This window comes from Ehrlichia ruminantium, assembly GCF_009728835.1.
Lineage (GTDB): Bacteria > Pseudomonadota > Alphaproteobacteria > Rickettsiales > Anaplasmataceae > Ehrlichia > Ehrlichia ruminantium_B.
The window spans coordinates 1,140,748-1,164,361 of sequence record NZ_CP033455.1 but is presented as its reverse complement, the minus strand read 5'-3'; the positions used below and the strand labels follow the sequence as shown (position 1 = coordinate 1,164,361).

The 23,614-nt window shown below is 28.7% G+C and carries 13 protein-coding genes; 12 read left to right on the top strand and 1 reads right to left on the bottom strand.

Features of this window, described 5'->3' with window-relative positions:
* Positions 1-387: 387 nt before the first annotated feature.
* Entirely contained in the window at positions 388-942 is a 555-nt protein-coding gene (locus EDL80_RS03970; RefSeq protein WP_158406884.1) for a DNA-3-methyladenine glycosylase, read from the bottom strand.
* A gap of 670 nt (positions 943-1,612) precedes the next feature.
* Between EDL80_RS03970 and EDL80_RS03965 the strand changes: the two genes are divergently transcribed.
* From EDL80_RS03965 to EDL80_RS03910, 12 genes are all read left to right on the top strand, one after another.
* Positions 1,613-2,041 (top strand): hypothetical protein, encoded by a 429-nt coding sequence (locus tag EDL80_RS03965; protein WP_158406883.1) that lies wholly within the window; start codon positions 1,613-1,615, stop codon positions 2,039-2,041.
* 6 nt (positions 2,042-2,047) lie between these two features.
* Positions 2,048-2,209, top strand: coding sequence for a hypothetical protein (locus tag EDL80_RS03960; protein ID WP_158406882.1), 162 nt, complete (start codon positions 2,048-2,050; stop codon positions 2,207-2,209).
* Between the two features lie 338 nt (positions 2,210-2,547).
* Complete coding sequence (locus EDL80_RS03955) at positions 2,548-3,039, top strand: hypothetical protein (protein ID WP_158406881.1); 492 nt, start codon at positions 2,548-2,550, stop codon at positions 3,037-3,039.
* A gap of 1,552 nt (positions 3,040-4,591) precedes the next feature.
* A complete protein-coding gene (locus EDL80_RS03950) occupies positions 4,592-5,287 on the top strand; it encodes a hypothetical protein (RefSeq protein WP_158406880.1) in 696 nt (231 codons plus the stop codon).
* Between the two features lie 1,731 nt (positions 5,288-7,018).
* Positions 7,019-7,573, top strand: coding sequence for a hypothetical protein (locus EDL80_RS03945; RefSeq protein WP_158406879.1), 555 nt, complete (start codon positions 7,019-7,021; stop codon positions 7,571-7,573).
* 899 nt (positions 7,574-8,472) lie between these two features.
* Positions 8,473-9,141, top strand: coding sequence for a hypothetical protein (locus EDL80_RS03940; protein WP_158406878.1), 669 nt, complete (start codon positions 8,473-8,475; stop codon positions 9,139-9,141).
* 846 nt (positions 9,142-9,987) lie between these two features.
* On the top strand, positions 9,988-10,533 hold the full coding sequence (locus EDL80_RS03935; protein WP_158406877.1) for a hypothetical protein: 546 nt from the start codon (positions 9,988-9,990) through the stop codon (positions 10,531-10,533).
* A gap of 1,042 nt (positions 10,534-11,575) precedes the next feature.
* Positions 11,576-12,178: a hypothetical protein gene (locus EDL80_RS03930; protein WP_158406876.1), complete on the top strand. Its 603-nt coding sequence runs from the start codon at positions 11,576-11,578 to the stop codon at positions 12,176-12,178.
* Positions 12,179-13,143: 965 nt separating this feature from the next.
* Positions 13,144-13,947: a hypothetical protein gene (locus EDL80_RS03925; protein ID WP_158406875.1), complete on the top strand. Its 804-nt coding sequence runs from the start codon at positions 13,144-13,146 to the stop codon at positions 13,945-13,947.
* A gap of 525 nt (positions 13,948-14,472) precedes the next feature.
* Positions 14,473-17,190 carry a hypothetical protein gene (locus tag EDL80_RS03920; protein ID WP_158406874.1) on the top strand — a complete coding sequence of 906 codons (2,718 nt, stop codon included), beginning with the start codon at positions 14,473-14,475 and terminating at the stop codon, positions 17,188-17,190.
* Positions 17,191-17,417: 227 nt separating this feature from the next.
* On the top strand, positions 17,418-20,933 hold the full coding sequence (locus EDL80_RS03915) for a hypothetical protein (protein WP_158407116.1): 3,516 nt from the start codon (positions 17,418-17,420) through the stop codon (positions 20,931-20,933).
* A 191-nt stretch (positions 20,934-21,124) separates the two neighbouring features.
* Positions 21,125-22,753, top strand: coding sequence for a hypothetical protein (locus EDL80_RS03910; protein WP_158406872.1), 1,629 nt, complete (start codon positions 21,125-21,127; stop codon positions 22,751-22,753).
* Positions 22,754-23,614: the final 861 nt, after the last annotated feature.

Genomic DNA, 23,614 nt, shown 5'->3' with positions numbered 1-23,614 from the left:
TGTAATTTATTCTTTTAAATACACACACTTTTGCATATAGCAGCTATGTGATCATACCACTATAAATTTAAAATAACTCCATAAAAAAATACCAATTATAGTAACCAACATAACACTTAATTACATGGATACATCATTGTTCATACATTCATCATCAATACTTACCGCATACAATTAGTAATTATTTAAATAAATATAGCTACTCACTATATAACTATTTTTAGTTATTATATTGGTGACAAGAAATGGTATTTTCTTTAAGTGTGTTTGGATTCCCATGTTGTGTTGGTTTTATTTCTCATAAATTAACATTATATAAACGTGGTATTTAGAGAAAATACGGATTTCTAAAACTTGTTTTAAAGTTTTATTGCTATTTATACAAGGTTAATTATATGTATTAAGGATGTGTTGTAGATATGTTGTGTCGGAGATTACAAACCTCCAAAATTTATCTTTAGCTCTACTTATTCCTATTCTAGGGGTACAAATGTAGTTATCTATATAGAGATTTGTATCGCATATACAAAAGTTATGATTTGTTGTGATGTCTATGTTGTTATGTTCTCTTGTGATTTGTAGGATTTTACATAATTTCCCTGGTCCATTTACTATTGTATGTGGTTTGTTTTCAGATAATAATATTATACTTCGAATTAAGATTGCTGCTGGGAAACCTTGAGGTTCTGTTACAACATTAAAACAATTATACATTCCATAAATTAAATAAACATATGAGAATCCAGCTTTACCAAACATAACGGAAGTGCGTTTTGTGTATCCCCGAAAAGAATGTGCAGCTGGATCATCTTGCCCTATATATGCTTCTGTTTCTATAATAATTCCTTTATGTTGATTAAATTGTAGGATTTTTCCTAATAGATTGCTTGCAACATCAAGTGATTTTTGTTCATAAAATGATCTGTTTAGTATGTTGTACATGTGTTGTTATAATTGAAGTATATGCACGTGATTGTATTGGTAATATATAATTCTTGTCAATAAGTGAAGGTTAATGAGGTAGTCAAGTAAGATAAATATACAACATATTATCTAAAATTACATTTGTTATGTTAGTGTTTTTGAATATAAATTTATCGAATATAATTAATTTTTATTGTTAATAAAATACTATAAATAATCAAGCTAGTTGGTGTGAAAAGCTAGTATTGTTATGAATTAATATATTTGTGATGTTTCAGTAAAAGATTATTTCATTTTATATAACTGATTTAGATAATCATTAATTAACAAGAGTTTGACAATAAACTTTGTAGTAGTGATAAAAATTAGTTATGTAGAACGGTAATGGTGGCATGTAGATAAAATGTTGTTTTTAATGAAACAATATAATTGAGTTATCAAGTATAATCATTTGCTAGTTTATAAAAATAAATATTTAATATTTGTACGTTATTTTCATCTGTTAGTTATGATGTATATTTTTAAAAATCATAAGGTTGTTGTTAGTTAAGTCAGATTTATTAATCAAAATAAAAGTGTTTTCATATATCATGTAATTATTCTTAATGTATATATGAATTAATAAAATTATTATGTGTTGTTTTTGATTTATAATATAATTTTAATATATTATTAAATAGTGTGTGTTATGCAAAATCAGTATTTATCTTTAACATGTTTAATATTATGGAGTATTTTAGTAGTATCTATACTAATACATGTTGTGTTTAGATATGTTATGCTTAGTGGTAAAAAGACGAAAGGAACAGAGGGCCTACAAGCTTTTTTTAAATATGCTATACCTGGTGATATAAAGGCTAATGGAGCAAAGAACCTACAAGAAGAAGGATCAAAAGAAGTTATTGGCACGCAAAAAGAAAAATTAAAAAAATCCGCATTGAAGATTGTAGCTCAAGAAGAAGACGAGATGGTACGTTCAAATTCAAGTACACAGGTTGCTGACCTACAAGATAAGGGAGTTGATGTAAAAGGACAGCAGTGTAAATTACAATTAGATGCACCATTTATTACAGAAGGTGATCAAGGATTTGGTGAACAAAAATCACAGTGTCGATAAGAAAGCATGGTAATGATACAACCACGGGAGTTACCTAGGGTACAACAGATAACTCTTGCAAATGTTGTAGTTGCCCAGATTGTGATGGTATTGGTTTATATTCTTTCTAGTAAGAAAGAGGGAGTTAGTTTACTGAGAAATAATGTTATAAGATTACTACTTGTGTAAAAAATAATAAAATATAAAAAAATCATTGATAAAAGTTATTTATCTTTTGATTGTGTTAAGTAGATAGCTTATCAGGCAGTATTACTCATTTGTGTAGTTTAACTATCAGTGAATTTTAAAATAATGTTTTGCGCAGTTTTGTGTTGTTGGGCGTATTATGTGTATTTTTTGTTTTCTCAGTTTTATTTAGTTATAGCAAATTTATTTATCAAAATTATAAGCATTTAATGAATGATGTTGTTATATTATGTAGTATAGTTTAAGTAGTGTAAAATTGCATTTACTTAATATTTGGTGTATAGTAGTGATATATTATTGTATTAATTGTGATGTGTGTTATGGATTATTATACACAGGTTATGGTGGGTCTAATAATAGGTGCGGTAGTATTCCACATAGTTATATTCATAATACATATGTTGCTTACTACTGGTGTAGCTATCTATTATAATGCGGTAATTCCAGGGTCACCATATCATCAGGAGTATCTTGAGGTTAAAGAGGAATTCAAACAATTCTGCAGAGGGGATTACAAAGCAATATTATCTGGTGGTACTGTAATACCAAATACGACAGGATTTCTTAGATCAGGGCCAGACAATAAAGAGAAAAAAGGTGACATAGTGCAGGATTGTAATGTAAATAAAGATGATAGTTTATCTAATAACGATGGAAAACCGCAGCGTAAATTGGATTCCTGTACTTCTGTAGAGGATGTAAATAATATATTATCAAATGGAGATGGGGTACGAGTAGAAAACACACAAAATCATGCTGTTGTTCTAGATCATATTGTAAAAGTGAGAGCATATAATAATGTAAACATTTAGTGTGTTTAAAACTATGTAACTTATGTATTGTGTTTAGGGTGTGATATATTTGTGTATAAATAATAATACTCTATTTTGTTTTAATACAGTGATGTGTGCAAATATAAATATACTTACTATAACATTAATCGTTTCATATCAAGAAATTATGAAATAATTTATAGTGCTGGTTATGTTAAGTTATATATGTGGTCACTCAGTTATAACATTAAGTATGTATTTGTAATATAGAATAAACGATAGATTGTTTGAGAAATTACAACGTGTATATAATTTTAATATGACAAATCGACTTTAGGTAATAGGAGTAGTGATTGTTTGTTATTTAATGTTGGTTATGTATTATAAGTCTGAAATAAATTGGATTGTATAGTGCTGTAGAGTTTTCAGATGGTTAGTTAGTTTGTGTAGTAGAATACTATTAGAGGCAATTTAGGTGAAGGTTTATATATTTTTATGATAAATACAGTATGTATTATAAGAATAAAGTAAAATGGATTGTGTAGCACTATAGAGTTTTCAGATGGTAAATTAGTTTGTGTAGTAGAATACTATTAGAGGCAATTTAGGTAAAGGTTTATATATTTTTATGATAAATACAGTATGTATTATAGGAATAAAGTAAAATGGATTGTGTAGCACTGTAGAGTTTTCAGATGGTTAGTTGGTTTGTGTAGTAGAATACTATTGGGCAATTTAGGTAAAGGTTTATATATTTTTATGATAAATACAGTATGTATTATAAGAATAAAGTAAAATGGATTGTATAAGCACTGTAAAGTTTTCAGATGGTTAGTTAGTTTGTATAGTAGAATACTATTAGGGCAATTTAGGTAAAGGTTTATATATTTTTATGATAAATACAGTATGTATTATAAGAATAAAGTAAAATGGATTGTGTAGCACTGTAGAGTTTTCAGATGGTAAATTAGTTTGTGTAGTAGAATACTATTAGAGGCAATTTAGGTAAAGGTTTATATATTTTTATGATAAATACAGTATGTATTATAAGAATAAAGTAAAATGGATTGTGTAACACTGTAGAGTTTTCAGATGGTAAATTAGTTTGTGTAATACAATACTGTTACGGAGTTTTGTTTAAGGTTTATGTATTTTTATAGTAGATACAGTATTTAGCTTATTTCATAATAGTATCGTAGTTATATTGAATATTGTGTTATTTCAATAAAAAAAGTTGTTAAGGTAGAAATACTTAGGTGTTGTGAGATATATAATAATTATGAGTATATAGATATGTATTAGGAACTATAATACTATATTGTGTATTGTTACTGATATACATAATATATTGTATTATTTAAATAATAATAGTACACTTACCAGCGTGTTTTTTAGGATTTGTTAGATTCTAAATATTCATTCATAAAAGTAGTAATCAATTTAACAGAAAATATATATTTGGATGCTGGTACTTACAATTTCTATTTTGTCTTAAGTTTTATAATTTCCATTTCCTTATATTAAGTATGTTTCTGAGATATCTAATTGTAGCTATGGATTTATTATTTTAAATAATGGTGGAGTGTGTGTAATGTATGAAGTGAATATTAATTGTATATCTGTAGAAATAAGATTGGCAATTTTGTTGGTAGTATTATTAATACTATTGATAGTAACTGTATGGGGCATCTTTTATAAAGGAACGTATACTATTGATCATAAAAAACGAGACAAAGTAAAATTATTCGAAGATAGTGATGTTGGCAGTAATGTTGGCAGTAATGTTGGTAGTAATGTTGGTAGTAATGTTAGTAGTGATGTTAGTAGTGATGTTAGTAGTGATGTTAGTAGTGATATTACAGTGATATCTAGTATAGTTGAAAAAAATAGTGAGTTTTTAGCACAAATAGATAGTCTGAATCTTGTTATGAAAAACGTTGATGTTCAACATGATACTAAATCTTTTGATGAAGTTGGGATGAAAAATCCTAATGATAATACAAGTACAACATCTGAGGTTTCTAGTGTTGTCAATGACTGCAATTCTATTGCAGGTAATGTAAGTTATATTCGTCAATGTAGTTTAGAAAGTGTTATTGTACCTGTTGTTAATGCTCATACAGATAATGCTCAAAATGATAAACCAAACATAAATGGTGTTTCTTCAGTGAGGGCAACACAGGGAGAAGATATAGGTAATAGTCAAGGTTTAACAAGTAATGTTGTGAGTGTTATCAATCCTATGGTTGGTGTTGCATTAAGTTTGTTTGAATATGTTAGGGAGTAATTTCCATAATCATTGTTTATTATGTGTAAAGGGTTGTAGAATGTTATACAGTGTAAAGTTTTATTAAGTAGCAAAGTTATTGTATAGTAGTGTGCTGTTAATGTATTAGGATATATATAAATAATAGAATAATGTGTAGCGTAACAAATTTAATGTATAAGTTATAGTGTAAAACTTACCTAAGGGAACCTATTAAAAAAAGCTAGGTTAGTTTGTTATAGTAAGTGATTTTATATATGTCTTGAGTTATGATAGATCATATAGGATGCTAAATTTGAGATACTGATTGTACATTTCTGAATTTTTGTAGGAACTTATGTCTTATTTAGTAATGTAATACTATACCTTTATTATATTGTTATAAGAAGAAAAGTAACATATATTTGTTGGTGTGTAACTGAATTTCAGTACTGAAGTGATAGTGCTAGATTTTCAGTATGTACATTGTACGCTGTTAAAATTATGGAGAAATTTATTATTCTATTATAAAGTAAAATATATAGTCAAAAGCAATAGGATATTTTGTTAATGGTCTATGGTATGACAGTTATGGTGATAAAAAACAATAATATTATCTTAAACTGAATACATAATTAGTATCTTGTTGCACGTTACCGATACAGTATATGTTTAATCAATACTGTTGTTATATTAGTAGGAAGTTATATCAAATAAATATATTCCATATTTATAGAAGTGAATAGTAAATTCTCCTACTCGTTTATAGATTGACATTAAAATTATAAAAGTACTTGTCCATTTTAACATGTTTGTATTTATAGTAGGTGCAAGTGCTAGAAAATTGCTCTAATGGTATTCTACTATACAAACTAACTTACCATCTCAAAACTCTACAGTGCTACACAATCCATTTTACTTTATTCTTATAATACATACTGTATTTATCATAAAAATATATAAACCTTTACCTAAATTGCTCTAATAGTATTCTACTACACAAACCAACTTACCATCTAAAACTCTACAGTGTTACACAATCCATTTTACTTTATTCTTGTAATACATACTGTATTTATCATAAAAATATATAAACCTTTACCTAATTTGATAAGAGTTTTTTTTCAATATAAAAAATAGTAAGTATTATAATATGAGTGATTAGGTAATGTTGTTTTGTATAGTAAGTTGTATGTGTAATAAACACTGATTATTATAAAATACTTTTATTTTTGATAATATTTTGATAGATGTTTATTGATATATAGTATTCGTAAATCATGTAATAAATATAGTAAAAGTGTGTTTGTATTATGCATCTATCAGGAGATGATTGTGAATGATGTCGTTAAAAGAAAATATGGTTAATGAACCTTTAAATAAATAAGATGACTTAATATTTATTATGGTATTACTAAATTTTGATAATTACGTGTTAATGTTGTGTGACCTTCATTAGCCAAAGGAGTCATTATATGTTAATATTTTTTAACTAAGTAATAAATTGATTACTTTTTTATATTATTATTTTCTACGTTTATCTTGTAAAAGGAAGGATATTTCAGTAAGAATACATACTATTTACGATGTCTTTTTATGAAAATTCATCCAAATATTGTTTTTGTCAGCATAATTACTTGATAAGCATTAATCTTATGTTCCTTTAGTAAGAATATGGATTGTTTAGTCTATTGAAGGGAATAGAAATTAATATGTATTGATTACTAAGTGGTAACTTATTAATAAGTAGTTTGCGGAGAAAAAGGAATTCATATGTTGGAAACTCAGGAATATTGTTTTATAGGATTAATAGTGCTGTTGGCATTATTGTTCTGTATTGTTATGTGCGTTGCAGCATGTGTATTATCCAATTTTTGTAAATTTAGGAAGGAATGGAATAGTGTAAAAACACAAGATGCGGATTATTGTACGGATATTGAAGAACGACTTCGGAACGTAATTGGAAAAACTAATGAATTGGAGAATTTAACAAAGCTAGTTCATGATCTGCATGATGATATGAGTAAAGATGGTATATGTTCTGATGAAAGATCTACAACTGATCATAAGATGTTAAGTGCAAATTTGTTGTTAAGAATACCTGATAAAGTTAGTGGTCCACTTATTCGAGATCCGTCAAATCCTATAAGTGATGATCCAACAGGTCAATCTCTTATACTAGAAAATCCTATGTTTTCAGATGCTGATAAAAATCCGGAAGAAAAAGGAGCAGAAGGAGATGTTAGTGATAAAAAATCTTGTGTAACATCTGATGTATCAGTTACTTCTGTTGCTGATGGAAAGTTAACTGTGCGTTATAGGCATTAAGATGTATATTAAAATGAGTAAAATATGTGTTAAGTAAAATTAGTATACGTATTTATATTATACTGAGTGTGTTTTATACTTTTTTGTTAATTTAGTGAAGTAGCATAGTATATGAATATTATGCTATCAGTATTTGTATGGTATTGTCGTTTATAGATGTAGGAATATTCTTTTCTCTAGTTTTACAGATATGTGTGGGGAATTAAAAGTTTTATTCATTTTTCTAGTTGTGTCTATATACAGCTTGTTTAGTAATTTTTCATTTATTATTAGTTGTAAAAAGCATTGAGTTGTAATTTTTATAAGCTGCTTATATTATAAATCTATATATTCTAATTTACTTGTTTTAGCAATACATCTTTGTATCAATACTATAGTATTATTGTTGTGTTTGTATTGGTCATTTACTATAATACATAGTTTTATCATGAAGTTATATACTTACAAAATATAGAAAGAAGTTGTCTATGTGAGTTAGTTATTTTCTAAGGTTGAAAGAATGCTATAATGTTAAAGGAATTTAAGGTATGTTAATATGTATTTCCTTTTGAGCATATAATGTTTGTACTGATGGTATATGCATTTTCAGCTTTTTAAAGACAATTTAATGTCATAATTGGACCTATAACAATTTTTTATACAACATATTAATACAATTAATTAATATAAAAGTAATTAGTATATATGAATATATTAATGAGAAAAGTTAATATATTAATTACCTTTCTATGTTAGTATGCTTTATCGGTTAGAGTTTAGCATATAATGGAATACATATGCAAACTGTAGAGATTATCAAAGTGTTTAGGGTTATTTTTTTTTTTTTTTTTCAGATTTATACCAGATTAATGAGTTGTTTAGTGGTTACTACATGTTTGTTTTTTAAGTAGGGGAATCTTATGAATTTGCGAGTTTATATAGCATTAACAGTTGTTACATCGGTTTTACTACTTATTTGTACAATTGCAATGGTGAAGGTCTGGTTAAAATTAAAAGAAATGCGGAGTTCTGTTGCTGGTTTGGTTAGAACAAATATGGTGTACTATGAGAATACACGTAAAGAGCTTGAGAATGTACAGAGTAATGTGGAAGCACGCGTAAAAGAATTAAGTGCTGAGTTGTTATATTTATCAGATGAATTAGCAAAATATTCGTGTGATACATCTCTTGGTGTGGGTAATGCTCAATATCAGGATGTGATGGGTAAACAGGATAAAATTAGTGACGAAGTAGAGGATCAAGCTGTACATTCTGGTGTGCGAAGAAGTGTAATAGGATCTATAAATACTGCATTGGAATCTTCAAAAGAATCTCTGGGGGAAAATAAAGAATCTGGAGATGATATTTCAGAAGTTCCTACTAAACCTATAGTGGAAAATGTAAAAGCAGGTAGTTCACGGGACCAAAGTACTATTCCGCGTGTTGCTATGCAAGATTTATCGATAGGATCCCAAGATCTTGAACAGGGAAAGCCTGTAGGTAGTAATGTAACATCTAAGTTGAGTTCTATTGAATTACGTGATGTAAATAATAGTAAACCGATAAATCCTGTAGGAGTAGTAAGGTAGTTACCCTTTATATATTAAAAATATTTTACAGAGTAGTTTGTTTTGTGTTCTGATAAAATATTGTAATTATAATATAAGTTTATCGATGTGTCAGGATAGTGTAGTTTTCATTATAGGAATTACGCTTTCTGCCTAATTAATGTAGAAATTAGTTAGATTTATTGCTGTACTACATACACTATGTTTTATATTACAAGAGATGTATTTTGTGTAGATAGATTGTGTATACAAAGTATATATGCAGTTATGGTTGAATTTTTCTTATCAGTTTATTTTAGATATGATGTAATATGTGAGTATATTTATGATATTACTATATTGATACAAGAATATATCTTAATGGGTGATATTTTAATGTTTAAGTAATCAAATTGTTATTGATTTTCATATATAAGATTAAGATAAAAGAAAATATGTACGATCATTTAATATGCTGTACAATATTGTGGAATAATGTTAATTGTATGGTTGATAAGTTGATATTTTAGCGATAAAACTACCACTTATGTATTGATATCCAGGTATAGTAAAGATAAAAAAATAGATATGTTATTAATTAGAATGTTACAGCTGTATTATAAAATAATGTCAGTAATGATATTTTTATCTACAAGTCTATAGCTATTTTATTTAATTAATAAAAGATGTCAACTTATAAGGATGTACAGGGTTACTGTAATATATAATTAAGTTGCAAATATCTAACAATTAAGAAAATAATTATACGCATATTTTAGTTATGCGTATTTTAAAGTTAGATTAATTTATTTAGTGTAACATTATCTTTACAGATAAATATTTGTGATCTAATTGCTGAAGTTTGGTTACATAAGTATAGGTGTGTTTGTGCAGACTCATTATATTTTGTTAATAGTATTTCTTCTAGTAATAGCCTTACTAGGAATAATTTTCTGGGCTATAAAAACTTTAAGAGAAAATGAGCAATTTTATTATAAATCTAATATAATTGATAATAAAATAAATGATATTTCATATAAATGGTTTGTTAAATTTTTAGTAAATTCTCAATTTACTATTGATAAATTATGTTTAAGATTACCTATACAAAATAGATATGAAGTTAATGATCAGTTTAAAGAATCTACAGATCAAATGCGTGTATGCATTGATGTATTTGTCGATCGACAGACACCATTAAAAAGTGACACTATTTATGATGATTATGATAGCACTATGAAAAGTATGAAGTCTTTATTAGATAAGGCTATTGATAATTATCCTGAGTCATGCAAAGTAGAGATGTGTAATCATTTTGCTGATATGTGTAGTTTTATTAAAAGTGATATTGAAGATTTATTGGAAAAAGATGTTGTATTGGGGAAAGCTAATGTTTCTTCATGTCATGCGAAGTGTAATCAGGTGAACATATAAAAATTTGTAATAGTTTTTCTTAGATTAGTATTTAAATTGTAGTGTCTAAAGTGATTAGTAAGATTATTATTTAATAGTAGATTTGTTTATCTTGTAAATTATAAGTTTACAGTAGTGTAGATATTCTAATTATCTAATGATGATATTTAATAGTACTATAATTAGTAATTTATTGCTAAATAAAAAGGTATATTTTATATCTACAGGATATATTATTGATTTATGTTACTGTGTATTAAAAGCATATAAGTATTAAGTAATTGCTTTATTGTGATATTTAGTTAACTGAAATATTTTATGTATAATTCCTTTATATTTGTTTATACATAATTGTGACAGTATGTTGTACTTAATTTAGTAGCAACTCTAAGATATGCTACTTATTAGATATAGCAATGTAGTGTTTATGATATAAGTGTTGAGTTTATATATCTTAATAAAAAAGTTGCGTTTACTTCCTTTTTCTAGCTGGTAATTATCATGTTGTATACTATAGTCCTTACAGAATAGTATAGCTATATATGTATAATATTGGTAAAAGATAGAGTATGCTCAAATTTTACAATATTATTTTTGGATTGTATATAAAAACTAGATCTATAATTTCTCTTAAAAAAGTCAGATTTATTATTTTATAAAAAATGTACTATAAATTTTTGTTGTTATGAGCACTATTGGTTTTAAAGTATATATTATCGATGTATTTGATTAAATAGTGATTGTCGTTACTAATGTAGGATAAAAACTTACTAAATGTTTTTTAAGTGTGATATGGAAATTATTTAGTAGAGGTATTCTTTTATTAACATAGTGTATTAGTTGAATAATACTTTATGTATTAATGAAATATAGATAGATATTTTTAAGAATTAAATGGTATATTTAAGTTGTAATGTTGCATTACATTACAATAAATTTTTATATATGTTAAGCGCTATAATATATAGTTTATTATTAATAAATTTATACTAATCTTATCAAATGTAATGTTGTTATGGGTGTAGCATCTCTAATACTGCTACTTCTAAGTGTGGTAATATTTGTGTTATGCTATTTTGTAAGAAAGTTACTTCAACAAAAGTTGTATATTGAGTCAGATATGCAGGGATTAAGTAGAGTTTTGCCTGGAGTACAAGGAATACCAGTAACTCTTTTAAACAAAGTTAATAAGGCACTTATAACTGAGGAAGTTACCAGGTCTTATTTAAAACCAGGTAGAGTTGAACAGCGTTTATACAATCAAGCATTTATTTATGGTACTTTATTAAGTATGCTAGGTGTTGTACGACAGTCAATACCAGAATCTTCTGGGCAGAATTTAGAAGATTTGTTGAGGTTGTGTGACAGTAAACTTGTTGATTTAGAAAGAACATTAGAAGCATTTGATCAGGTAGCGATTTGTGAAGATGGTAGCACAATTTCAGAGTTCTTAAGTTATGAATTATTAGGATATAATAGGCTATTATCTACTATTACTAAGGTACAAGAAATGGTTAAGTTAGTATCTACAAAAAATGCTGCAGATTATGACCTATATCATATTATTATTAAGGCAAGTATGGACGATTGTTGTAAGAAGCAAAGAATATTGCAAAAGTTATTATGGGGTAGAGATATAAAGGAAGATGTTATTGTTAGGTGTTAACTAATGATAATATGTAATATTATTAACTTATACTAAATGGTGCTGTATAAAAAATGTTTATAATACCAATAAACAAGACACGCTAAATATACAATTATATGATGTTTTTTACTGTAGGAAAAGTTATATGTTTGTTAGGGAAGTCTATTTAGTTAATATTCACTGTAGGAAAATATGTGTATAAGGGTATTAAAATTAAGAACTTAAAAGCAATGTGTTTTATATGCTAGATAGTCTTGTGAAGCATAAAAATATATATTTGTAGTACGTAAGGGCTAAAATAAATATGTACATGTTATGATGTCGTGTGGTCTTAGATGTATTATTCCTATTAATATAAGGTATTAGTGTTATTATAAACATGGGATGTATTGGTGATGTGTAGCAAGATATTAATTATGTATTTTGTTTTATAGTATTATTATTTTTTTATCACTTGCTTTGTTGAGTTGGTTAGTTTGTTTTTTTATAGTGAAGATGGACTATTAACATATATGTCTATAGCTATGTCTTATAAAGAATAATTTGATGTTAGTGCCTTTAAATACATAAGTTGTGTAATAAATTTATGTAATATACTACTGTTATGTGTAAGGGTTACTATATTAACAAAGAGTGGGATTGTAAATCTTGTATATCATAGGAATTCCAGTATTTAGATTTATTTGTTAAATCTTATCATAAATATTATGTCATAAATATCATGGTATTAATTCTTAATGTTGTAATAAGTCTACGGTAGGAAAAAACAAATAATAAATTAGGATTTTATTAATTTATATTCACATATACTTAATATAGTAAGGTTTTTTACTAAAATTTGAAAGAAATATGTAATAAATTTAAGACTTCTGTGTTTGAAGAATGGTATAGAATACTTATAAAGATAATGAGAGTATCTCATTGCTATTGTGGGTATTGCATATGCACAAGTGGGTTCTGGGATTTGTAAGAAGGGGTATATTATGGAATGGAATGAATATGTTATTATGGGAGTAATAGTATTATCTATAATTATTATTGCTTTACTACTATGTATTTTTAAATGTATTTATAAAGCTCTATCTCATAAAAGACAAATAAGTGACAAGAGTGATATTAGTTCTTGTGTAGGTGTAGCATGGGATAAAAAAGTTGATAGTGATATTCAATATTTAATTGCAGGATTACCTTATACTACACTTGACGCGCAATTAAGTGAAGAAGGTCAAATTAATCCTTTAGCAGATGTACCAGAAAGTGAGAAAGTCGGTAGTGAAATTGAACATTTACCTGAAGGAGTACCTTCTACTCAATTAAATAGTATTGTAGGTATGCCAGTACTAGATGGGTATGATAAGTCTTTATGTAAGATTCGTGGAATGAAATTACGATTTAGTATTAATGCATATCTTCTTACATCTATGAGATCAGCATTGTTGAGTTTATGTAGTAAGTCTAAGTTAGAAGGTACTGACACATTACAAGAAATAGTGTCAAGTTTAAAGTTGCTCTCTGTGAAGTTGAATAATTGGCGCTGGCATCTTGAGCTTGATAGTAAGCTAGCTATTGAACCACTATTGAATTTTGAACATAGTTTTTATTATGAAACAAGAGCATTAGTGAATAAGGCGTATCATACAGTATCTCGAGATAATGATAATACGCATATGTTTAAGACATGTTTAAATTTGTTGAGTACTATTGATAAAAGATGTGCTGATATGGATCAACAGATAGTTGCTGTAATAAAGGGCTTACAGGGTCCTAGTTCAGGTATTAGTCAATAGTCATGGAGAAATTATAAGTTATTTCTAGTTTAATAATAATATTAACATGTAAAAGTAATATTTAGGTTAGGTTAAAAAGCAGATATTGAAGTAAAAATGCTTAGTGTAGTGTTAATTGTAGATTATTAAATAAATTAAATCCATCAATATATATTATTATGCGAATACAGAGTATTGCTATCTCATCATATGTATTGGATGAAGTTTAACAATAGATGAATATTATATATCTACATTATTGATTTCAGTGATTATTTTGTAATGAAATTACATTGTTATGTACTCTATATGTAGGTATTTTTATTAAATGTTTAAGTCTTATTCTAATTATTTTAGTATTTATATTAATATGTTTGCCATTATTTATTATTTTGCGTAATAATTTGTCATATATTGTAATATATATTCATAATTTCAAGAATTTTCATAAAAATTTACATTAAAATAGTATATTTTTTATTAAATAGTCTTGTTTATATTAAAAAAGTCATATATTATCCTAATAACTTATGAAGGGTATGGTATATGAAGATAGAAATGTTAGTGCTACTTGTGACTGTATTATTAGCAGTCATAATTATAGTTGTTAGTTGTGTAATATATTGTTCTAGGAAAGTTTGTGAGGTAAGTGAACAAAATGCTTTGATAAATAATGGTATAGAAAAAGAAAGATCAGATTCTTCTGAAGCAATTTGTCATACTATAGCTCATGATTTACATGAGGGAAATTATGATGATACAGAGATGGATTTTTCTGATGATGAAGATGTTAGTTATAATAAACAGGATAGAGCACGTTTACCTATTCTGATAGATGATACAAAGTTGAATAGTGTACCACTTAGAGATTGTTCTCAAATTTGGTGTGGTGAAAGAAGGGGTGAAGGATTACAACAGGGTAATGGTGTTTGTTTAACATCTGTTGGTGCTTTAGGTTATAAATGTCATTCAAGTAGCATTATGTATCCTATGAGTTCAGAGCGTGTTGATTGTCAAGATGAAATATTACCTGTTAGTTATAATTTAAGTGGAAGTGGTAGTTCTGATATACTATTAGATCAGTCGTGTAGTAAAAGTATATTTGAGAGTGACCGTCTTTATTCTACAAGTGGTTTATTTTCAGGTGTTGGACATTTTAATAGTGCTGGAGCAGATTGTGATAGTTTGATTGGTGATACCTGTGGCTATGAAAGATTATCATCTAAAGGTTTTTCTTCTGAAAGATGTAAAGTAGGTGTCAAGCCACATGATAGTATTGGGGAATTTGCTTCAAATAGAGGTAGGATTTTTGGTGAAATTGCACGGCAAGATGATATGGGTCATACATTACCGACTGCAGGTCTGTTAGATAATGTACTATCTAGTGATAGTAGTCAATCTGCTGGTTGCGGATTAGGAGATGCTACTGCGTGTAATAGTAGTATACAAACACAAGATGTTATTTTGGATAAACCAGTATCTGAATTATTAAAGAATGTTGTATCTCCTAATCCTGTTCTTCAGGTTGATCAAATGGATACAGCTGATATCGAAAAAAGTATGCCAGATTTATTGGCTTGTTGTTTACAACGTTCTGATTCTAGTAAAGATGATGGTGTAGATAATACTGGGGTTCATAATGACCGAGTCCTTTGTTCTATAGGCCCACACAATATAGAGAGTAGATTAAGTACAGTAATGCATAATGCTGTTGATCAACAGTTTTTAAATCAAGTAGCAGGTATGACTTTTGAAAGTTTGTTAAAAATGCTGTCAAATATGGATTCTAATATACGTTTTATGCTTAATAGTGCAGAAATTAATCTGTACTTAATACTTAATGACCCAATGATGAATATACGCTTGATGTGCAGCCATCCACGAATTTTTCAAGCAGCTATACATACTAGGTATGCTATAAGTGGAAGTTGTGGTAGTAGGTCTATGAGTACTACGAGTACAAGAAGTAGAAAAATACATTTGCATAGTAAGAAGTTTCCCTGTGTTTCTAAACGTAAGTCAACAATGGCAAGAGTTTGTCGTGGTCAAAAAGTTAGTGTAATTTCTAGCAAAGCAAATGGTACTTGTCTTACTCGAAACGTTAATCAAAGTAGTAAAGAAGATACTGCTAATCATACTATGCTACCATTAAATGGTACTATTCGTATTACTCAGGTTATGGATCGTAATATCAGTACTATGGGATTACCATATAATAGAAGTGATCAGTCGTTGGTAAGGCATACTATAAATAGGCGATCTATAGGACATTATGTTGATGGAGAAAGTACGATGGAAAATCAAGAATTAGCTTGCCTTGATACAGGTGAACTGAGAAAGCAGCAATATTTAGATAGTACTTATTTGCGTAGAACTTGTGCTTATGAAGCACCAAGCATGTCTACTCAGGTAGTTCAATCAGTGATGAGAGTTGATCCTAATGACTCGTTAGATGCAGTGTTAAAACTGGAATATGATAGATTGGATAATATATTATTAGAAATGAATGATAGAAGTTTGCAGAATAAAATAAGGGATGAATGTTTAAATGTGCATAGTATGATATTACAGGTTATGCAGTGTATAGATCAAGAGGTTATATATCCTACTATACAAAGTTGGGTTGTTCAGCGAGGTGAAGCGTTATATAACAAACATAAAGTTACACTTGTGAGAGATTGTATTAGGCTATTAACAAGTGATATTAAAGGATCTTGTACTGATAAAAGCTGTAGACAAGCTTTAGTAAGTCGATTGACCCATAAAGTAGAATCTTACATTCGATCTGAGTATATTATACAAGTACACAATATTGCTAGAAAAAAAGCAATAACAATGGCGTATAAAAATGTCTTAGTTATGATGACTAATAAGGTGCGATCTAAGCATACTATAATACAAAATGTTGTGAAAGGATATGTAAAACATACGAATAATCCTAAAAAAGGTATGTTAAGTGCATTAGTATCCAAGATAGTAAACGATAGAGAAGAACTTGATGTATTCAGATCTTTTCATAAGTTGGCTAACTTTTTTATGAATAAGGCCAAAGTGAGAACTATATCTATAGTCAGGGAATCTTTAAAAGAACATAAACAGGAAATTTCATCTACTGTTGTTAGAAATAGTGTTATAGAAAAAATTAGAAATAGTGTGTGTAATGGATTCGAAGAATCTCCTAGTTCTCATATGAATTGTATCATAGGTGATGAGTCTAATGTTATTAGTTTGGGTCTTACGCAGGCAAAACATCGTATCTTTTAACACTTTCTAATGTTATTGATGTGATATAATTATTAAAAAATAATTATATTTTAGTATAAAACTTAAGTTTTATTTTTATATAAATTAATATTATTCAAATAAAGTATAATATATTTTAATAATTATTTAAAAAATTTATTAGAAATAATAACTTTTTTTTATTATAATTACTTAGTTATTAAATATATTTTTTTATTAACTAATATTAATTTTTCTCGTAAAATCATATGGGTAGTATAGTGTTGTATGAAGCAATAACTAATGTAGTGCTGGTTCTTGTATGTCTTGCTTATGTTTTGCTTATAGTTAATTTAATGTTATATATTATAAATACTATAAAGAGAATGCTAGGCCGTTTACATATATCAAATGATTCCAAGGATGATGTTACCTTTTGCAAATATGGTAAAGATGAAAAAGAAATAGATGTGGTGGATGACTTAGATGATAATCAATGCCTAAAATCAGTTGATTATCAGAAAGATGGTGATGTAAGTGGTAATTCTGGAACTATGCCTACTGGTGCATCTTCTCGGGTAGATCAAGTAGAAGGTCAAACTTCTATATTGCACGTTGTCAAGTGCAGTAGTGCAACAGGAAGTAAACGAGTTGTAGATAAAGTAGGTGTTGTTGATTGTGATGTTCATGATAGTGTTGATGCTATAGAGACAAGTAGTGATATTGAATCGAGTATTGAGAGACCAAATACTATTTTTCGAGGTAACAGTACTGTTCTTCATTCTCAGACTGATAATGTAAGAAATATTAGAAGAACAATATTGAATACACAACTAATAGCACCAGAGGGATCATGTTTACCTAATACTAGTGGAGCAGTATCTGTAGAAGAGACCAAAGAAAAATCTGTGGCGAAGGAAGTAGTTCCTAGTAATGGTTGTGTAGACTGCAAAATAGAAAGTGATGTTCACCCGAGTTCTTGTGCTGTTTCTAGTACTGGGTCTGATAATATGAGTAATACTCAAGTGGGGCCGTTATATACAACACTAAGGACGTTAGAAGAATCAAGTTTACCTGATGCTAGTGGGACAATACCTGCAGAAGAGACCAAAGAAAAATCTGTGGGGAAGGAAGTAGTTCCTAGTAATGGTTGTATAGACTGCAAAATAGAAAATGATGTTCATCCGAGTTCTTGTGCTGTTTCTAATACTGGGTCTGATAATATGAGTAATACTCAAGTGGGGCCGTTATATACAACACTAAGGACGTCAGAAGAATCAAGTTTACCTGATGCTAGTGGGACAATACCTGCAGAAGAGACCAAAGAAAAATCTGTGGGGAAGGAAGTAGTTCCTAGTAATGGTTGTGTAGACTGGAAAATAGAAAGTGATGTTCATCTAAGTTCTTGTGCTGTTTCTAGTACTGGGTCTGATAATATGAGTAATACTCAAGTGAGGCCGTTATATACAAAACTGGAAACATCAGAAGAGTTGAATTTGTCTGTTACTAATGAAGCGATGCCTATAGGAGGTACTACTGAGGAATCTGTAGAAGAGGACGTAGTCTCTACTGGAGATGTTTATGTAAAATGTAATATGGAAGGTGATGTTTTGCAGAATACTCATGCCGTTTCTTGTGTTCAAACTAATAGTATAAGAGATTTTCAAGAAAAACTGTTAAGTGTGGGATTAAATAATCCTAAAGATTCTGGTTTATCTACTGATGGAAAAAACACTCCCGTCGAAAATGTTAAACCTGGCATCTATGTTGATGGACAAGGTATTTACCAAATGAATTCAAGTTGTGATCTTATGAGTACTAATAATCAGGATAGTTCAGCTCGTACTTTAAGTGACACTTGTTCTGTAATGTTAGATTTTTATAAAGATGGTCATTCTATGTATAGTGAAACTATGGATAATCCGGGTTCTAATTCTTGTCCTAGTAATATGTATGATACTCAAAAACAGCGTTTGAATGTTAGTATACCTGAGTCAGTTAGTATGTCTTATTCAGATGTTTCTGGAGAGCAAAAGGGATTATTGTTAACGGTAGAAAACACAAGGGTTGCTGGTGTTCATAATGAATGTCATAGTGTACCTCAGGATGAGGCAAGTGAAGATCCAGGTAATTTGGCAACTGGTGTTGAGCGTATAAAACAAGTCGAGCAACAGCAAGATGGTGTTATTAGGCAGACAGCTTCTCTTATGGTTAACCCTTCTATGATTAATGCATTAGATGTTTCTAATGTTAATTTAGAAGGAGAACCCAATACTAGCGAGAAAGTTGTTGTATCGTTAGGTGGTATTACTGTTAATCCAGCTTGTAGTTCTGTCATAAAACATAGAGTGCAAAGTGTTGAACCTGTCATAAACAATCCAGTAACACCTGGTGCTTTGGAAAGTAAACATAATGTAATTGATTTAAGTGGAGAACATGATGTTGATGAAAAAGTTGTGTCATCAACTTATACTACTATTGATTCAATCCATAATTCTGTAGGTGAGTCTCAGGTTCAAGATATTGGATCTGTTGTAAAGTGTCAATTGGAATTGAGTTCTTCATCGTTTTCTCGTGATACATGTTTGGGCAAAGATACTAGTACAACAATGGACGTGAAGAAATGTGATGACGACAAGCCCGATAAGGAGTTTTCATGTTCTTCTGATAGTGAATGTACTGATGACAGTCTACCTATGGTTGGTATTGGGTCATATTTTATAGATCAGATGATACGTGATATCGATTCTAGTGCTAATAGTAACAAAAAATTATCTGATACTTTAGAAAAGAGTAGGAAACAATTTTCCCGATTAATTGAAGATGATAATGAGAAGTTGTACTACAACCTTATCGACATTGTAGATTTAATAGGGGGGACTATTGGTTTGTGTTTTATTAATGATAGTGACACAAGAAATATAGTACAATATGTAATGAAACAAGCTAATCATACTGATGATGATATGGCATCAATGATGCTTATGCGTGATGAAAAATGCCTATTTAGAATTTTAGTGAATATTGTTCCTGTATTTAATAAGGTCTTTTTTGGTAAAGGTCCCGTATCTGAGAATGAATGGAAGTTGATAGGTGGATTGTTATCAATGAGGAAAGGAATCTTACAGGGAAATATTTATTTTCAGAGACTAGTTTATTATTCAACGTGTATCTGTCGCAGTGCTATAGAAGCAATAAAGCAGACTGACATATTGTCTAAACAATATGATGAAATAAAGAGAAAAATTGAAAAGTGTGTAGCTGAGCAAGAGCAACAGAAAGATTCTTTTGTGAGACGTGTTGTAAACCATTTTAGTAAAAGTGAGAAAGAGTTGTTGAGTGAGTTAGATGAAGTAGAAAAAAAGAGAGAGTTAGTTCAGGAAATTCGCGACAGTTTAGTAAAAGAAAAGGAAGCATTATTAAGATGTGATGCTGGTTACATGAGATATCTTATATCACGTATTGTTTTTGATTGTTGGAGGTTTGACGATCAGTCTAAAAAAGTTCTTTCTAATGTTAGAAGTTTAGTACCTTATATATTGGGTGATGGAAAAGGTGTGGGTTTAGTAAAATATTTGATACCTGAGTCTAAGATTTTTAGTGGAGATACAGATGCTTTATTGTCTATGGTGAAAGCATATCATGCTACACGGCAATATAATGATATTGCTAAGAAAGGATGTCAAAGTAAAGAAGCAAGTACTTCTACTCCTACTAATATTCTGGAAGATGTAAGAGATTTGATAGGGATGGAATGGAATAAAAGCAGTGGATTAACTGTGTAATTGTGTATTGTCACTTTGTAATATTTATGTAGTTTTACATGATTTACGTAAAGATAGAGAACATTTTTATGTGATAAAGATTAATTTTTTAAGTTAAAAAGTATACATTTTAGTTAGTATTGCATTACAAGTTGTTAATAAATTAGTGTGTTGTTGTCAGAAGAAATTTAAATATATAAGAGGATTATATTATGATGAATGAAGGAAACGATGTTGCTGGTGTTTCTGATAGATCATATGCAGGTTTTAAAGTATCTTTAGGAATTGATCATACGTTAGAAGATAGATTATATGCTAGAGAAGTAATGGGTCTATTAAAAACTGAACAAGAAAAGTTTGAGGATCTAAAAACTTTCTTAGTTATATACGAACGTGATCTGCAGTTTTACAAGTTATTAACATTAGTAGGTAAAGCGTTAAGAAATGAAGATTTGACAGTTAAAAATTCTAAGCAATCTCCTGCTATGCATGCAATAATGAAATCTATTATGGTTTTACTCAAAGGTAAAGAAGTATTATTTAATAATGAGTTTGTTAGAAAACTTATTAATTATGAAGTAATAAAAGTTATAGAATTTATTAGCCAAAAGGAGGAAATTCATAGAGTTACAAATGAAAGAATATTACAAGCTAAAGAAAATAGTTATCTTGCAATAAATGAAGCGAATAAAAAGGATCAGGCTTTAATAAGTATGCGTAGTAGTATGAGTGAAGAAGATTTTACACAGCGTGTACAAGAAATATGTTCAGAAGAACTTGAAAAATTTTCGGACTTGGTTGGGATTTATGCTGAAGCGCAATCTGATCGGGAGATGGTTAGTGCATTAAAAGAAAAGTGTATCCCTAATATGACGGAAATATTGTCTTCTCGAGATCATGTTAGTTATAAGCTTGTAGTTGGGTTAATGCAAAAACTTGGTAAAATTTCGGGTGTAGATATGGTATATGTTAAAAGGTTGGTAAAATATCTTGTTCTTGATACAAGTATTCCAGGTGTGGCATTATCCTTATTACGTGATAAATTACAAGATTCTTTGAGGAATGTGTTACTTGGTATTCAGGAACATTTTGTAAATTCAGAAGAAGAAAGTAAACGCCGAAATAGTAGAAGACTTGATATGGAAAAATATCAACACATAGCTTCGATGGCAGAACCTTTTTTGTATATGATGCTGCCAACTAAGGATATATGTGATATATGTCAGGAGATATCTGATACTTTAACTATGCATTTTCAGAAAATAAACAAAGAGATAGAATTTTTATTGTCTAAGACATGGTCTTCTACACAGATGAACTATAAAATAGTAAGGGAGAAAGTGCTGGAATGTATTAGTAGTAATGTGAGGTCAGCTTATTCAGTTATTGAACAAGATGCTGATATGAGTACATGGTTAACTTTGGGTGTAGATCAGCAGAAATTATTAGATCTTTGTTCTCAGCGAGATATTGTATTAGATCGTATGGATGAAGTATCTAGGTTATCTTCTTCTGCAAAAGATTTTCCTAAAATTGTGTGTGATTTTTTGACAGATGATTGTGTAAATTATGAACGAGCATTATTAGAATCTAGGACTACTTTAAAGCAGATGTATCAAAGTATGCATCAAGTTATAAAATTAAGTGAGGTTCCTAATGATACAGTAGTGATATTAAAGGATCACATAACTTGTGTAAATCATATCTGTGAGAAATTAGAGCAAGATATGGGTGTATTAAAACGCAAACCTGGTGTAATGTATCCTACTGCGGGTATTGTAGGAGGATCTCGTGGTATGTGTTGTTTATGCTTGTGTAATAGTGCAATGTATATGAAATAAATACATATCATGGTTAATGTAATATGACGTGTATTCTTTGACTATATAAATTATTGTTATACGCTGTACTATAATGTTGTTGGTAAATGTATATAGGAAACATATGTACTATAAAGGGTTTCAGTTTTTACTGCTAACTTATATAGTACAGGGTATAGCAAATAATGTAGTAGCCAGGATGTTTTGATTTAATTGATGTGTCCCGTGTATTAACAACTATTCATTTTATATACTGTAATGCAATTTTATATTTTGAAAATTGTATGAGAATATTGCATATAGTAGATTTTAGGAATAATTTCATTTGTTTGGGGGTAATATCAAGTGTATCTATCGTTTAGTTAATGTGCAATGGTATTGCATTTATGATAAGGATTTTAGAAGTCGGTCCATTTTGATTGTATGCAGCAAAAATGTAACAACTGATATGGTGGCATTTAAGGTTTTGTAATTTAGTTAGTGTAAAGTGTGTTAACAACTATTCATTGTGTATACTGTAATGCAATTTTATATTTTGAAAATTGTATGAGAATATTGCATATAGTAGATTTTAGGAGTAATTTCATTTATTTGGATATAATATCAAGTGTATCTATCGTTTAGTTAATGTGCAATGGTATTGCATTTATGATAAGGATTTTAGAAGTCGGTCCATTTTGATTGTATGCAGCAAAAATGTAACAACTGATATGGTGGCATTTAAGGTTTTGTAATTTAGTTAGTGTAAAGTGTGTTAACAACTATTTATTTAATGTACTGTAATGCGGTTTTATATTTTGAAGGTTATATAAAAGAAATATTGTATTAGTTATGACTTTTTGAAAGTAGTTGGACTTGTACTGTATAATATACAAAGTGTCA

What these genes read in the sequence shown, in the direction of transcription:
- EDL80_RS03950 (WP_158406880.1), top strand. Translation starts at nt 4,592, where the DNA reads ATGTATGAAGTGAATATTAATTGTATATCTGTAGAAATAAGATTGGCA.
- EDL80_RS03960 (WP_158406882.1), top strand. Translation starts at nt 2,048, where the DNA reads ATGGTAATGATACAACCACGGGAGTTACCTAGGGTACAACAGATAACT.
- EDL80_RS03970 (WP_158406884.1), bottom strand. Translation starts at nt 942, where the DNA reads ATGTACAACATACTAAACAGATCATTTTATGAACAAAAATCACTTGAT.
- EDL80_RS03920 (WP_158406874.1), top strand. Translation starts at nt 14,473, where the DNA reads ATGAAGATAGAAATGTTAGTGCTACTTGTGACTGTATTATTAGCAGTC.
- EDL80_RS03945 (WP_158406879.1), top strand. Translation starts at nt 7,019, where the DNA reads ATGTTGGAAACTCAGGAATATTGTTTTATAGGATTAATAGTGCTGTTG.
- EDL80_RS03925 (WP_158406875.1), top strand. Translation starts at nt 13,144, where the DNA reads ATGGAATGGAATGAATATGTTATTATGGGAGTAATAGTATTATCTATA.
- EDL80_RS03910 (WP_158406872.1), top strand. Translation starts at nt 21,125, where the DNA reads ATGATGAATGAAGGAAACGATGTTGCTGGTGTTTCTGATAGATCATAT.
- EDL80_RS03965 (WP_158406883.1), top strand. Translation starts at nt 1,613, where the DNA reads ATGCAAAATCAGTATTTATCTTTAACATGTTTAATATTATGGAGTATT.
- EDL80_RS03940 (WP_158406878.1), top strand. Translation starts at nt 8,473, where the DNA reads ATGAATTTGCGAGTTTATATAGCATTAACAGTTGTTACATCGGTTTTA.
- EDL80_RS03955 (WP_158406881.1), top strand. Translation starts at nt 2,548, where the DNA reads ATGGATTATTATACACAGGTTATGGTGGGTCTAATAATAGGTGCGGTA.
- EDL80_RS03915 (WP_158407116.1), top strand. Translation starts at nt 17,418, where the DNA reads ATGGGTAGTATAGTGTTGTATGAAGCAATAACTAATGTAGTGCTGGTT.